The organism is Tunturiibacter gelidiferens (assembly GCF_051013345.1).
GTDB lineage: Bacteria > Acidobacteriota > Terriglobia > Terriglobales > Acidobacteriaceae > Edaphobacter > Edaphobacter gelidiferens_A.
The window spans coordinates 1963197-1978599 of the sequence record NZ_CP132939.1; the positions used below are offsets into that span (position 1 = coordinate 1963197).

At 55.4% G+C, this 15403-nt stretch carries 9 protein-coding genes; 6 read left to right on the forward strand and 3 right to left on the reverse strand.

Annotated elements, in window-relative coordinates:
- Positions 1-561: 561 nt before the first annotated feature.
- From RBB80_RS09720 to RBB80_RS09730, 3 genes are all read right to left on the reverse strand, one after another.
- Positions 562-1617 carry an IS110 family transposase gene (locus tag RBB80_RS09720; RefSeq protein WP_433968001.1) on the reverse strand — a complete coding sequence of 352 codons (1056 nt, stop codon included), beginning with the start codon at positions 1615-1617 and terminating at the stop codon, positions 562-564.
- 313 nt (positions 1618-1930) lie between these two features.
- The gene (locus tag RBB80_RS09725; protein ID WP_433968002.1) at positions 1931-2824 is read right to left on the reverse strand and encodes an SDR family oxidoreductase; all 894 of its coding nucleotides are present in this window, start codon (positions 2822-2824) and stop codon (positions 1931-1933) included.
- Positions 2825-2881: 57 nt separating this feature from the next.
- Positions 2882-3610 carry an SDR family oxidoreductase gene (locus RBB80_RS09730; RefSeq protein WP_433968003.1) on the reverse strand — a complete coding sequence of 243 codons (729 nt, stop codon included), beginning with the start codon at positions 3608-3610 and terminating at the stop codon, positions 2882-2884.
- A 104-nt stretch (positions 3611-3714) separates the two neighbouring features.
- Between RBB80_RS09730 and RBB80_RS09735 the strand changes: the two genes are divergently transcribed.
- The 6 genes from RBB80_RS09735 to RBB80_RS09760 all read left to right on the forward strand — a co-directional run bounded on the left by RBB80_RS09735 (position 3715) and on the right by RBB80_RS09760 (position 15010).
- On the forward strand, positions 3715-4629 hold the full coding sequence (locus tag RBB80_RS09735; protein ID WP_433968004.1) for a LysR family transcriptional regulator: 915 nt from the start codon (positions 3715-3717) through the stop codon (positions 4627-4629).
- A 938-nt stretch (positions 4630-5567) separates the two neighbouring features.
- A complete protein-coding gene (locus tag RBB80_RS09740; protein WP_433968005.1) occupies positions 5568-7052 on the forward strand; it encodes an aldehyde dehydrogenase family protein in 1485 nt (494 codons plus the stop codon).
- 544 nt (positions 7053-7596) lie between these two features.
- Positions 7597-8145 (forward strand): helix-turn-helix domain-containing protein, encoded by a 549-nt coding sequence (locus tag RBB80_RS09745; protein ID WP_433969598.1) that lies wholly within the window; start codon positions 7597-7599, stop codon positions 8143-8145.
- Between the two features lie 360 nt (positions 8146-8505).
- The gene (locus RBB80_RS09750) at positions 8506-10161 is read left to right on the forward strand and encodes a GMC family oxidoreductase (protein ID WP_433968006.1); all 1656 of its coding nucleotides are present in this window, start codon (positions 8506-8508) and stop codon (positions 10159-10161) included.
- A gap of 951 nt (positions 10162-11112) precedes the next feature.
- Positions 11113-13593 (forward strand): glycoside hydrolase family 3 protein, encoded by a 2481-nt coding sequence (locus RBB80_RS09755; RefSeq protein WP_433968007.1) that lies wholly within the window; start codon positions 11113-11115, stop codon positions 13591-13593.
- A gap of 586 nt (positions 13594-14179) precedes the next feature.
- Positions 14180-15010: a hypothetical protein gene (locus RBB80_RS09760; RefSeq protein WP_433968008.1), complete on the forward strand. Its 831-nt coding sequence runs from the start codon at positions 14180-14182 to the stop codon at positions 15008-15010.
- The last annotated feature ends 393 nt before the right edge of the window (positions 15011-15403 follow it).

Genomic DNA, 15403 nt, shown 5'->3' on the forward strand with positions numbered 1-15403 from the left:
TTTTTGGCTCAGGATGAATCTCAATTGGAGCATTATCGCCAAGTCACTCAGCGACGGCGCGCATTTTACATGGACGTGTAGTCGGCTTGTCGGACAAGTGGCGTCCCGTAGTTCCTTGAAAACGAGGCGGTCTCAACCGGTCGATGCAACACCGGCTTGGAGTTTACTCGACCGGTTGAGACCGCAGAAGTTTTCGGAAACTACGACCTTGAACTTGTCGCAAACGTGACTTCACAGGCACAACCGCGTAACTTCCGGATTGCCCGTGATCCGGAAGTAAAGCTCTCTAAGTCATCTGTCCGACAAGGCGACTATACAGACATCTCTAACAATGTCTGCGGTGTCAAGGCGTTTTTCGAGCGCAGGACGGCACGAACTCCGAGGAGTTGCTTCGATAGCGCTTTGGTTGAAGAATTCATTATCGATGACGAAGGCTCGCATGTAATCTGGCGGGCGGAACTCGGTCCGACCCAAACATCTCTCCGATCGCACGTTCGACCATGATTACTACTTCGAACGCCCTGGTGAGGGAGCGGGATGCCCAATCAAGTGGGCGGTGATTTACTTCACACCATGTCTGTAACCGGGCTCTCCCGCGTGCGAACCGAACTGCAAACTCTGTTGATAGTCATATCCCCTCCTCCACATCCAGTAGAGACTGATGGCTAGCCTGCGGGCCATCGCCACCTTGGCGATGCGCCGGTCGCGCCGCATGCTCAGATGGGCGTAGCGACGTCGCCAGTCGGGGTCCCAGCGTACGGCAGCCTGGGCTGACTCAGTCAGCAGGTGACGTACCAGCGAACTGCTTTGCTTGGTGATGTGCCCCAGTCGCTGACGGTTGGCGCTGGAGTCTTCACACGGAATGAGACCGAGATAGCTCCCGATCTGCTTGCCGCAGGCGAAGCGATCGGGAGACCCGATGACCAGCACGAAGGCCAGTGCTGTAATCGGTCCGACACCGGGATGGGCCATCAGCCGCAGGACCTCGGGCCGTTTGTTTGCCTCCTGCTCGATGGCGGTGGTGAGCTCAGCAATGGTCCGGTTCAATCGATCCTCCAGTTCCAGCAGGTCCTCGCGGCGGCGGGTGGCCCATGGAGCCAGCAGCAATGAATCCAGTTGCTGACGTCCGGACTTGCTCCACAGCGCCTTCTTGCGTCGTACACCCTCGTTCATGGCCGTGGCCTGGATCTGATTCATGACCCGCGTGCGCATCTGCGCCAGGCGATGCCGATGCCAGATCAACTGGCGTAGATCACGGTTCCCCGGACTCGGGACCCAGAGGCGCGGAAAGCGATCCTCCACCAGCAGCTTGAGCAACAACAGGGCGTCCTGCCGATCCGTCTTCTGCTTCCGTATCCGGGCCGCCTTGATCTCGGCCGCGTTTCCAATCCATAGCTCGAACTTCAACTCCGCCAGTAACCGCTCAAACCAGCGTGCATGTCCGGTAGCCTCGATCCCTACCCGCACGCTGACCTGTCTTCGTTCAAGAGCGCGATAGAAATGCTCTGCCTCTCCACCGCTGTGGTTCAATCGACGTTCACAAGTCTCGCCTGTCTCTGTATCGACATACGCTATATGCTGAACGCTTGGGTGATAATCCACTCCTATGATGATCATGTTCGGCTCCTTCTCCCGAACCTTCGGTCGTCGATGCTCCAGAGTCTAACCGGCCCTCAATGGAGCAGACAGTGTTATGAAATCAAGTGGGCTCCCTTCCCTGGTAAATGAGTGACTTGGCGATTATGCGTCAACCGAGATGAGGATCGGCCAACTTCTGGCTGACCATCAGATGGGAGCACGCTCGGAGTATGTGGACCACAATCATGTCCGGTGACCTGCCCGATGCCGAGCGAGATGCTCGGTATTTTTGCGGGTAGTAGGAAGGCGCTTGGTTTCCCACTGCCCGTGCTCCCATTTATCCCTGCGACTTTTAGATCGAGACCTGCAGCAGATCTCCCAGGCCAATACGGCGGAGCAGTTCGGCACGAACCCGATCCATGACCATGTTGGTTACCTCTGCGCCATCCTCTGTCGGGTCGACATGCACTCTGAATGGACGTTTCCCGAATGGCGTGTCTACGATCTTCACAATCGCATCGGCGACTGCTGAGGCATCCGCATCTGGAGGCACGATGGAGGCAAAGCCCTTCATCACGTCGTCTGCGAAGCCTTTGTAGGGTCCAGCTTCGTACTCGGCCACGACTGCGGTGTCTGCAGGGCGGCCGGAGTGGGCGAAATGGTTGGTGCCGCCTGTGAACGCGCCGGGCACGACGATAGTGGTCTCGACACCCCAACGGACGAGTTCGCGAGCGTATACGACAGCCATTGCGTCCATGCCTGCCTTCGAGGCGAAGTAGGGTGCCAGGTAGGGAGGCGTGCCGCCCGCACTGCTGCTGCTCGATACCCAGAGGACGAGCCCCTTCCGCTGTTTCCGCAAATACGGCAGCACCGCGCGATTGACTCGCTGTGTGCTCAGCACATTGATGTCGTAAAGCTCGGCGAGTTGCTCGGGAGTGAAGGCTTCCGCCGGCCCGAAGACCATGTGCCCCGCGTTGTGGATCAGCACGTCGATACGGCCTTGCTGCTCGATAATGGCCTTGATGGCGGCATTCACAGAGGGCTGATCGGATACATCCATCTCTACGGTTCGCAGATCGACGCTGTGCTCTTTTGAAAAGCGATTGGCTTCCTCAACCTGCGGGGCGTTGCGACCTCGAGTTTCTCTCATACCCGCGTAGACGGTGTGACCCGCCCGGGCAAGAGCATGGGAGGCAAGGGAACCAAAACCGCTTGACGCTCCAGTGATGACGATGATGTTTTTCATGACAATTCTCCTTGATTGCGATTGGTTGGGAACGGGGTCTACAGAGCGGACTGAGAACTAGACGAGGCCACCGTTTGGGCGGAGTATCTGCCCGTTGATCCAGCCGCCATCGGGTCCGGCTAAGAAGGAGACGACGCCGGCAATATCGTCGGGCTGGCCGAGCCGCTCGAGCGGAGTTATGCTGGCGGTCTGCTTGATCAGTTCTTCGCTCTTGCCCTCGAAGAAAAGCGGCGTGGCAATGGGTCCTGGGGCAACAGCGTTGACGGTGATCTTGTGTCCGCGAAGTTCATTTGCGAGGACAGGGACGAGACCTTCGACGCCTGCTTTGGACGCGATATACGGGCCGTAGGTGGGGAGTCTCCTGGCGATGACGCTGCTGGAGAAGGCGATGATGCGGCCTCCTTCGGCAACGTGTTGCGCGGCCTGGGCGAGAACGAGGAAGGTCCCGCGCAGGTTGGTGGCGATGACCTTGTCGAAGGTTTCGACGTCGCCTTTGGCGATAGGCGAGAGAGGCATGATGCCTGCGTTGTTGACGACGACGTCGATTTGGCCGAAGGCCTTGAGGGTCTTCTCGAAGAGCTGCTTGACGTCTTCCGGGTTGGCAACGTCGGCCTGGATGGCGAGCGCGCGACCTCCAGCGCTGGTGATCTCGGTGACGACCTCTTCGGCTTTGGCTGTGTTGCCGGCGAAGTTGACGACGACACCGAATCCATCGGCGGCGAGGCGAAGAGCGATGGCACGTCCGATACCGCGGGATGCACCGGTTACGATAGCTGTCTTTCTCATGATGGTTCTCCTTTTTGGCGGCTTCTTCGAACTTGAAGTCCGTCGCTAAAAAGAGAATGAACCCGATAGCGCTATACGTCCAATGCATAGTGCTAATATTCGTTATGCGTGTAACGCAGCTACGTCAGGCCGACCTGAATCTCCTTGTTGTCTTCTCAGTGCTTGCCGAGGAGCGCAACGTATCCCGTGCCGCCAAGCGGTTGTTGTTAAGCCAGCCCGCAGTGAGCCGCGCCTTGCAGCGAATGCGGGATACGTTTCACGATGATCTGCTGGTACGGACAGTAAAGGGTTACGAACCAACGCCGCAGGGGGAACGTGTTCTTCAAGAGCTTGAGATCATGTTGCCGAAATTGGATCGGCTCATCTCGGGTTCGACCTTCGACCCGGTGACGGAACATTGTTCCTTCCGGATTGCGGCAACAGACAATGCGACCTCGATCATCGCTCCCGTTCTCTGTCGCGAAGTTCTCCCGGTGGCGCGACAGGTTCGCTTCACGTTCGCAAGTTGGAGAGGAGATGTCTTCGAGGACCTGAGTCACGGTCGGCTCGATCTTGCCTTGATCGGGGATGAAGGCCATGTGCCATCGCCGCTGCTGACCGAAGTGATCTATGAGGAGGAACTTGTCTGTATTGTGGCAGCGGACGCGCCCTACCAGCGTCAACTCACTTTGAAGCAATATCTCGCGGCCGAACACATTGGCGTCGACGTCGTCGAAGGTTCGCAACATATACCGGAGAAGCGTCTCGCAGCGCACGGTCATCGCCGTCGTACCGTGATTACCCTGCCATATTTCGGCGCTGCGACGCGGTGCATTCCTGGAACCAAACTGATTCTTACCGCACCCCGGCGATTCGCAGGACTGGAGGCCGAAAATCGCAAAATCAAGGTGCTGAAGGCGCCGGGAGAGATAACCGGCTTCAAGTACTTGATGATCTGGCATCCGCGAGTCAATACGGATGCCGCGCATGCATGGCTTCGAGGCGAGATCAGGAGAATTGGCAAGAAGATCGGCTCATGATCTTCCTATCGACTGAATCGGATTGCGCTATGGTAACGCCGCAAGCAATTCCCGAGTCACAGGTAAGCCGGAAGTAATTCTCAACTGACGCTAACAGGCCTTAGCGCAAATCGAGTGTTCTGGAGAACAGACATCTAAACCGGTCGTTAGCCTGTTTCTCCAAGTGTGCCCCTGGCGGATTTGGACGTTTTCTTTCCTAAGGGACACCAGTTCTACTCGTCGGAGTCGGCATCCGAGCAGGATGGCGATCATGGCCACGTCACGTGTGTAACGGAGGCTTTCGCCATCTGATTTCTCAAGAAGCAAGCGAGCCTGATCGCGGTTCAGCCAGTTGCCGGCCCGAGAGCCTAGTTGCTTCACTGTTTGACTCTCCTGATTCCGGCTGCCAGTTCTAGACTCAATAATCCCAAATCAGCCGCTTCGTAGGCGAGACCTCTTACCGCGGCGAGACTCTGGTTGATGATACCTGCCGCAAGGCCCAGAGACTCGAGATACAGCCGGAATCTCAGGACCACGGCCCGGTTTAGAGCCAAGCGGGGCTCGGAACAGTACCAGGTGATGAACTGCTCCATTGCGAACCTATAGTTCCGCCTCGAGTTTGGTGGCTCAGGCTGCTGGGGACGGAGTTCTTCGCCCGATCCAGATCAGGCAGGCGAAGGACGATCTTACGGCGAAGGATTTTTTATTCTTCTTGCGCGTACGAGCGGCCTCCACGCCGCTGGCATGCTTCGAAGGGTACGTCGGGGCCACTTCCGGCTGGTCGGGTAGGGAGTTCCTTTGGAGCAGATCGCACCACCGTCGCAGAAATTTCCAGATGAATTGAAACGTAATAGATAAAAGCGAACATGGGATACCGTCAGATGGATTCTGATGTTTTTAGGACGATTGGCCACCACGCAATCGCACCCTCATAACTGTTTGGAGAAAGGACCTTTTGTATGAACTCAAATGCAGCTTCCCCATCTATACCCCATCCCAATCGCGAGCAAGCGCTAAAGAAGGCTCGTCTGACCGCGGGGTTTCCGAATTTAGTGAACGGCCAAAGAATCGACTCTTCCAGGCGGATAAAGATCTCCGATCCTGTGACCGGAGAAGAACTCGCAAGCGTGACCGACACCCAGAAAGATGGTCTCGAGCGGGCGATTCAGGCTGCAAAGGCTGCGTTTCCCCTTTGGAGCAGCAAGACCTGGAACGAGCGAAGGGATCTTCTTCGAAATGCCATGGAAGAGCTCAAAGCTCACACCGATGAGCTTTGCACGATCCTGACAGCGGAAAACGGCCGGCCCTATAGCATGGCGCAGTTCGAGATCAAATGGATTCTCGAGACCTATGTCCCCGCGTTACTTCAGATGGAACTGCCAGATACGACATGGAATGAAACCGGTGTCGGACAGATCACAAAACGTCATGTTCCACTGGGCGTTGTCGCCGCGATCAGTCCGTGGAATCTTCCGTTCTGGCTGTCATTTACAAAAGTGCTGCCAGCTCTGCTGACCGGTAACACCGTTGTCCTGAAGCCTGCGGTCTTTACTCCTCTTACGGTACTGCGAGCTGCTGACTACATTCGTGAGATGCTTCCGCCCGGCGTTTTGAATGTGATCAGCGGAGGGGATGACCTTGGCCCCTGGATGACGTCCCACCCGGACTTCCAGAAGGTCTCCTTCACAGGATCTTCGGAGACAGGACGCAAGGTCTTCGCATCCGCGGCTGCAACCCTGAAACACCTAACCCTTGAGCTAGGTGGGAACGACGCCGGTATTGTCCTTCCGGATGCAGATCCTCAGGCAATCGCCGAATACCTGTTTAGTAGCATGTTCTTACTCAGTGGCCAAGGGTGTGTCACGCTCAAACGACTTTTCGTGCACGAGAGCATGTATCAAGCTCTTACGAAAGTACTCATAACGTGTGCTCAGCGTCAGAAACTCGGCGATGGGTTTGACCCCGAGACCACCCTGGGTCCTATACAGAACCGCCCCCAGTTCGCTCGCATGCAAACAACATGGGAGGAGATTCAAAAGGCGAAGGCTCCGATCCTCTATCAAGGGGAAGTTCCATCAGAGGGTGCAGGTATGTTTTTCCCTGTCACACTCCTGGACAACCCGCCTGCGGAAGCGACTTACGTAATCCGGGAAAACTTTGGACCATTGCGAGCGGTTATCAAGTACCGGGACCTTGACGAAGCCGTCCGCCTAGCCAACGGGACCCCATATGGCCTTGGAGCTTCCGTTTGGGGTACAGATCCTGAGGCACTGGACGCAGTCGCACGTCGGCTTGATGCCGGGACGGTTTGGATCAACCAACATATCAATGTCCATCCCAATATTCCATTTAGCGGTCATAAGAATTCAGGGATTGGCATTGAATTCAGCGCAGATGGGCTCAAAGAATTTTGCAATGTGCAGGTCATTGCGAATAGACGGTAAATAATAAAGCTGATTCTGCAATCGCAGAACCAGCTTGTCCCCAGAAATAAATCACACATGCCAAGGAGGATATGGACGAGGAGACCAGCGAGATTGCACACCGGACATCGTTGCTCGCGCTTTCCAGATCGGCTGTGTGACAAATTCGAGCGAATCCATACCGAGGAAGTGACCATCGAATAGTTGCGAAACAAAAGATGATCACTGAGAAAGAAAGCGCATTCCGCATCCTCTCTCATCGAGAGGGTAGCGTACAGCCGATGTTCGAGGCGGCACCCATTGGGCCCTTATCTCCCTCATCCTCCCTGCTTGTGGAGCGCCGCGACCTCGAACCGATAAGCTGGCAGTCGCATCTTATTGACGACCAACTGTTCCATTTTTTATGAAGCCCGCGGTGATTGGCTATTCGTTGAGAGACGGAGCCATTGTCAAGATTCCCGTAGCCCCTGGCCAAATCGTGTTTTGTCCTCGAAAAGAATGGCACAACATCCGATGGGACGAGCGGATCAGTGTACTTTCGATCAGCATACCGGACTCCGCGTTGATGGAAGCGGCGCGTGAACGTCTTGCGGATAGATCACTCGAAATCGTGCCGAGGCAGCTGGTTGCAGACGATCGGCTGACCCATTTGCTGCTTGCCCTGGATGCGGAACGAGCCAGAGGCTATTCGGCAGGAAAACTTTTTGTTGATGGCATTGAAGCTGCAGTGGCCAACATACTCTTAACCTCTTTCAACGCCGCCGCTCCGAGATCGATTTCCGTCAAAGGGGGCATGGCTCCTCGTCTCCTTCGACGCGTTCTTGAGTTCATGCACGCGAACCTGGACAAACAAATCGGCCTGAAAGACCTCGCTGACTGCGCGGGCTTGAGTTTATCCCATTTCTCATTTCAGTTTCGCGCAAGTACAAACCAGAGTCCCCACCAATACATGCTTCGGCTCCGCGTCGAGCGAAGTAAGGAACTGCTTGCAGATTCCCGCCTCTCCGTTCTCGATGTCGGATTGGAAGTGGGGTTCCGGAATCAACAGCATTTTGCAACAGTCTTCAGAAACTCTGTGGGCGTGCCGCCTTCCGTGTATCGTACCCAACTGTAGTCCCGATCACATCAGGCCTCTCTTCGCCCTGACCTCCATATCGCGACAGAACCAGGTGAGACGGTTCTCGTCCAACAAGAGCGCCACTCGTTTGGCCCGAAGAGCAGGTCGAGTGTCATCAACGGCATCTGAACAGCGGCAGCGATTGCGGTGAGAACACGAAGACCGGTCGTGTTGGCGATTATGGCCTGACAGTGCTTCTCCTGTTCTAACTTCCACTTTTCATGGCTTGCACCACCGTCGCAGAAATTTCCAGAAGAATTGAAACGTAACAGATAAAAGCGAACATGGGATATCGCCAGATGGATTCTGATGTTTTTAGGGCGATTTGCATGCCTCACATCAGAAAGGAGCATTGAGATGAGTTTGAATCATGGAAAACAATCAGCAGTAGATTTCGCGGAGCGCGTTCGTGGGAACCAGCGGAAGCTCAGGGACGGTCTTACGTCGAAGTACGACTTCATCGTCTGTGGGTCAGGTTCCTCCGGATCAGTAGTTGCGCGCCGCCTGGCCGAAGATCCCAACGTCAGCGTGCTCTTGCTCGAAGCAGGCGGCAGCGACGAGGTGCCAAGCGTGATAGAAGCGGCTCGGTGGTTTGAAAACCTCGGGAGCGAGCGCGATTGGAACTTTGTGGATCAACCCAATCCACACCTCAAAGGACGTTCCATGCCGCTAGGTATGGGCAAGGTGCTTGGCGGGGGATCGAGCATCAATGTGATGGGTTGGGCACGCGGACATAAGAACGATTGGGATTTCTTCGCATCCGAGTCCGGCGAGACGGCATGGAACTATGAGTCCGTCCTCAACATCTACCGCCGGGTGGAAGACTGGCAGGGAGCGCCAGACCCCACGCGTCGTGGAACCGGCGGGTTGGTTTTCGTGCAGTCCGCGCCTGACCCGAATCCAATCGCTCCGGCTATGGTGGACGCAGCGCGTTCCATCGGGATGCCAACTTTCGATAGCAACAATGGACGAATGATGGAAGGAGGCGGCGGAGCCTCTATTATCGATATGAACGTACGCGATGGAAAGCGCCTATCCGTCTTTCGAAGTTATGTCTTCCCCTACATGGACCGCCCGAACCTGACCGTGCTCACGCACGCATTGGTTACCAGGCTTACCTTAGAGGGAAAGCGAGCGACTGGTGTAGAGATCGCTTTCGACGGAAAAATCCAACGCATCACGGCTGGACTCGAGGTTGTCCTGTCGTTGGGCGCGATGCACACGCCAAAGGTGTTGATGCTTTCTGGCATTGGCGATCAGGCTGAGCTAAAACGTCTAGGCATACCGGTCGTCCAGCATCTTCCAGGTGTGGGACAGAACTTTCAGGATCATTCTGCTTTCGGCTGTGTCTGGGAGTATCAGCAACCGCTCGCTCCTCGCAACAATGGAGCTGAGGCAACGTTCTTCTGGAAGAGCAATTCTGGTCTTGACACTCCGGATTTGCAGACCTGTCAGATTGAAGTACCCGTCTGCAGTGCCGAGACAGGCGCCAAGTTTAATCCACCACCGGCTTCTTGGACAATGTATGGAAGCGTCGTGCGGCCGAAGAGTCGCGGTCAGATTCGCTTGACGGGACCCAACCCCGACGACTCTATACAGATTGAGTCCAATACGCTGTCCCACCCGGACGACCTGAAGGCCGCAGTAGCGTGCGTGGAACTTTGTCGCGAGATTGGCAATTCGGCTGCGCTTCGACCCTTCACAAAACGCGAAGTCATGCCTGGCAACCTGAGAGGAGCTGCACTGGAAGACTTCATTCGAGATGAGGCCTCCACTTACCACCATCAGACGTGTACCGCGAAGATGGGGCGCGATTCGATGTCGGTCGTAGACGGTCAACTGAAGGTCTATGGGATCGAAAATCTTCGCATTGCAGACGGCTCGATCATGCCGCGCGTGCCTACCGGCAATGCCATGGCTTCCTGCATCATCATCGGCGAACGTGCCGCGGAAACCTTGCGGAACGAGCACATGTTAGAGACATCTTCGATGTCGCGCAGCGCGAAGGTATGAGTTGCCTGTTCCGGGCCAGCTGCCTTCGTCGATAGTGTATCTCCGGGAGAGATCAGGCGGCCCATCAGTGGGCTTACCCCAAGAACGGTGTAGTAGTTTCCGGTGACAGAGTGCACCGCCGATGCGGTAACGCTGCCGTTTGCTTCCACATTGAAGTTCGCGCCCGCGCTCCATCCGCAGATGCCGGAGAAGGCATGCTGCTCACGCTCCAGTTCGGCAAACATCGGATAGGAGATCGGGATACTGGAGTTGTTCCGGTAGATGCCGGAGAACTGTACAAGCTGTTCGGGATGAGCCAGCGGTAGAGGCCGGAACACAAGAGCGTTGAAGACGGTGAAGACCGCAATGGCCGCCCCGATACCGACGGCAAGAACAATGACCACTATGGAAGCGAAGCCGGGAGTCCGCGTGAACGCCCGAAGTCCATAACTTGCATCCTGCCGCAACGATCCCATTAGGCCTCCCGGGTACTGGTCAAATTCTAAGGGATTCTCGAGAAAGGCAGAGCCGATCAGTTGAGCAAAACCTGGATTTCTCCGATGGCGACTTCAGGGCGAGTCACTCAGCGAGGTGTTCGGCTAGCTCTCCTCGAAGTTCCGAGTGGTTTGTCGGCAACTCGGACGTTGGCCGATCGGTACAGAGATGCGCGCTCAACTGTACTCGGACTGGCGAATCGGCGGGTCTTCCGATACGCGTTCTCGTGCATACCCGCCGCCGAGTGTTTCCACAGCACCCGAGTAAACTGTCTCTGTTCCCGCACACCTCAAGTCTGGGATAATTCCATCACGTTCGCGGATGTCGAGCAGCGAACCCTGAGTGAGGCCACCTTTGTTGAGAGCCGCGAACCGCGCTGTCCTGATCCTTTCTTGTCTTGTATGCCGGTCGTGGATTCCAGGAGTAGCTGCATTTTCGCAAGCTCCCGTTCCAGATGGTCCCGCCATAGAAACGCGGGTGAACAACCTGCTCGAACGGATGACGACGGATGAGAAGATCGACCTCATCAGCGGCGATACCCCTTTTCGCACTCATGCCATCGCTCGATTAAACATCCCCTACTTCCAAATGGCCGATGGACCTGTGGGGGCACACATACCAGCACCCACCATCGCGTATGCTGCGGGCATCGGATTAGCTGCAACATGGGATCCAGAGTTGGCTGAACGTCTCGGCCGCGAATTGGGTCGGGACGCTCGATCTCGCGGTGCAGTGTTTTTGCTCGGGCCTGGCGTGAACATCTATCGCGCTCCGATGAACGGCCGAAACTTCGAATATTTCGGAGAAGACCCGTTCCTCGCCGGAAGGATCGCGGTGGGTTATATTCGCGGCGTTCAGACCGAGGGAGTGGCAGCGACGGTAAAGCATTATCTCGGAAACAACTCCGAGTATCTTCGCTACGACAGCGATTCGGTCATCGATGAACGTACCCTGCGCGAGATCTACATGCCAGCGTTCGAGGCGGCGGTGAAAGAAGCTCACGTGGGCGCAGTGATGGACGGATACAACATCACTAATGGCGATCACATGACGCAAAACCGTCCGCTCGATCTGGAGGTTCTTAAGCAGCAATGGCAGTTTCCGGGGGTTCTGATGTCGGACTGGACTTCAGTTCATGACACAGCGGCCGCAGCGAACGCCGGACTCGACCTCGAGATGCCCTTTGGCGTGTATTTCTCTCAAGAAAAGATCAAATCACTTCTGGCAAATGGAACGATCTCTGAGGCCACGCTTGATGACAAAGTCCGACGAATTCTGCGCTTGGCAGCGACCTTTGGGTGGCTTGATCATCCAGCAAAAGACCTGGGCATCCCTCGTTACAACCTGCAGGGTAAATCGGCCTCGCTGCAAGCTGCGCTGGAAGGGACAGTTCTATTGCAGAACACGGCAAACCTTCTCCCGCTCGACCGAACTAAGGTGCAAACGATTGCCGTCATCGGTCCCACTGCGGCGCAAACCCTCACGACTGGGGGCGGCAGCGGCGAAGTAGTGAGCTTCGCGAACACGAATCTCATTACCGGGATCAGCAACGAACTCGGTGCCGAGAAAAGGACCTTATACGCTCGGGGTATGTATACGCTGGACCAGTTCGCGCGCCTGACTCATTTCACGACGACAAGCGACGGAGAGCAAGCAGGTCTTATCGTTGAGCACTATTCTCAGCTCAATCTGCAAGGCCCCATACGTTCGACCACAATTGAGCCCGTCGGTATTGTCCCAGGAAGCGCACATCGCAGGCCTGAGGAGCAGGAGATCAACGCCTTTTACTCACACAAGGGCTCTGATTTCGTCGTTCCTTCTGAGTCGGATCGCTGGACTGGCTATTACACACCTGAGCAGGCCGGGCCACATGCCGTCTTTGTGCATACCGATGGTCGCTTCCGTCTCTATATTGATGATCGACTGACCTTTGATAATGTCACCATCCCAAAGTACATCCTCAATCAGACCACGGTGGACTTTACTAAGACTTCCCACAAGATAGTGCTGGAGGTATATGCTCAGCGCCGAGCTTCGTCCATCGGAGTAAGCATGGGTATAGTCAGTCTGGCCACAATTGTGGACCCGGACGCGATCAAGATCGCTCAGATGGCCGACGCGGTTGTGCTCGCCGTCGGATTCGACAACACCTCGGAGTCTGAGGGTGGAGATCGCAGCTTTGAACTTCCCCTCGGTCAGGAAGAGTTGATTGAGCAGGTCGCAGCAGTCAACAAGAACACCATTGTGGCGATCACTGCGGGTGGGAGCGTTGACGTGCTCGCTTGGAAAGACAAGGTTGGTTCCATTCTCGCGACGTGGTACTCCGGCGAGGAGGGCGGAGATGCCTTCGCCCGACTGCTGTTCGGTGATGTCAATCCTTCGGGTCACCTGCCGATCACTTGGGAACGTCGCATCGCCGACAACCCCAGCTTCGCTCACTACTATCCCGACCCAGGTACGAACAAGATTGTCTACCGTGAAGGGATCTTCGTTGGGTATCGCGGCTATGAGCACAGTGGGACGGCACCGTTGTTTCCGTTCGGCTATGGGCTCTCGTACACGACCTTCGCCATGTCTAATCTGAATGCAACATCGAATGAGGATGGTCATGTTCTGGCGAGTTTCGATGTAGAGAATACTGGCAGGGTGGCCGGCACGGCTGTAGCGCAACTCTACGTCTCGCAGAAGAACCCATCCGTACCGAGACCTGCTGAAGAGCTGAAGGGCTTCTCTCGGGTCGAACTGGGCCCCGGTGAGCGGAAGCACGTGACGATTGAACTCGACCCTCGCAGCTTTGCATACTTCGATACGAAGGCCGGTGCCTGGCAGGCCGATGCAGGCTCTTACACTTTATCGCTCGGTAACTCCGTGAATGAAATTCTTGCCAAAACCGATGTGCAACTTCGTCGAACGCTTCACATAGGAGTTTCGGAGCAGATCGCCAGCCCAGCGAATTGAGACGAAAATAGCCTCAGTCCTGGAAGTCGGCTCGTCAGCTTACTTCCGTATTGCCCGTGACTCGCCCGCAATCCGCGCTGGTGTGCTTTGCCTATCTGGAGTTCTCACAAAGTGCATCGGCGATTTGGCAACTATCGAGGATGGTACGATTCGTTGAGCCATGAAACACAATTTGACGCGATAGAAGTGGCCGTTTTTCACTTCGCAATCGAAGCGATTGGGAATAGGTGAAATCCGGACTTGGAAGGTCAATGGGTAGTGGGTATCCGACCAGGCTGAAGTGCCTTATGGGGAAGCTGGTCTAAATGCTCTTCAGACGTACGGGCCGGAGGAAGGAACCTTAACCGTCCTTCGCAAAACTTCGATCAAACAAAGCGAGCTAAAGCAAAGGTCGCGGAAATGGGTAAGTTCGTGACCGGACTCCTAGACGGCTGGGCGCATGATCGCGTGCGGCTTGACGAAGTGAATTTCGCGTTGAAATCTCTAATCAAGGGGTAGTGAAGGTGGGTGTTCGGCGCGGGATTGAAAGGAGCAGCCAGCATCAAATTCAAGATCGATCCTGCTCCGAAAACGGGGTCGCCCGATCATGGCTAGCGATGATGCCCTTTCAAAGGCTTTCGCTTCCGCCGAGCTGAGTCGCCAACAATCGCGCTTTAAGTTTTCCGATCAGGGAGCGTTCGATCGCCACCAGAGCGCAATCGACTCTTTGGATCCCGAGATTAGAGAGATCGCCCTCGTTATGGGATATCCTGTACCAGTCAACTGCGTTGCTGGCGTGTTCCCTCTGCCTGAAATCAACGCCGTCGCAATGGCACTACCCAACCAAGCCGGTTACATAATTGGGGTCAACGAAGGTCTATTTCACTTCGTTGAAGGGATGGCACAGATTTGCGCGCTCTACTTTCCGTTTTCCGATGATCCAATGGCGGACTTGAGCAAGGATCAGAGAGGGTGCACTCTCTTTGTTGAATTGCTATCTTCGCTGGCAGCCTTCACAGTTACAGTTCCATTCCAGAACGCCGTCATGATGTATGAGCGGACTCAATTGGCAGAGACAATATCTATTTTGATGACTTTCTATGTGGCATCCCACGAGTATGCGCACGTTATGCTCGGACATCATGCTAGACTCGGCCATTCGTCAAGGAAGACCACTTCAGGTGGACGCATTGAATGCGATGAGATTCCTCTATCGCAGCAGCTCGAATTCGATGCAGACTTCAGAGGGTTTATGACTACTTTCGCCTTTGCAGACCAAATGGGTGGTAACCGGGCGCTTGCGCTTTGGGCAGCAGACTTCTACTTCGCTGCCATCAGCTTTTGGGAAGCGTTTTCTGAAGAGGTCGAGCCGATTCGCGCGTCATCTAAGAGACTTTGCCTTGCGACAGGGGCTCGATGTCAGATGGCCGACTTCTAGGCCCTTTTCAGAAACTCACCCGCCCACTCCCATTCGCCGGTCTATCCTGCGCGGCCAAACGACCAGTTCCATCGAAGGTCCGCCGTTCAAGAACTTGACGGTAGAAGAGGCATTGAACAAGAAACCGCAAAAGAATACTGAACTGGATTTTGCGTTCACCATGGGAGATCGATCGTCGTCATTTCTCACCGCACTTTGGCAGTGTTCAAGAGCCAACTTCCTTGACTCTGTACAGAATGCGCTCCGTAGAAAAGGATAGTCATGAGCGACCACGATTATCTCAGCGTAGTGATGAACTCTGGGGTGGAAAATGACGGGCTTCCCTTTCATCGATGCCGGTCAGATTGTGGGCACACAGCAAAAGAAATCTCAGTTGCTGATATCAGGGCGATT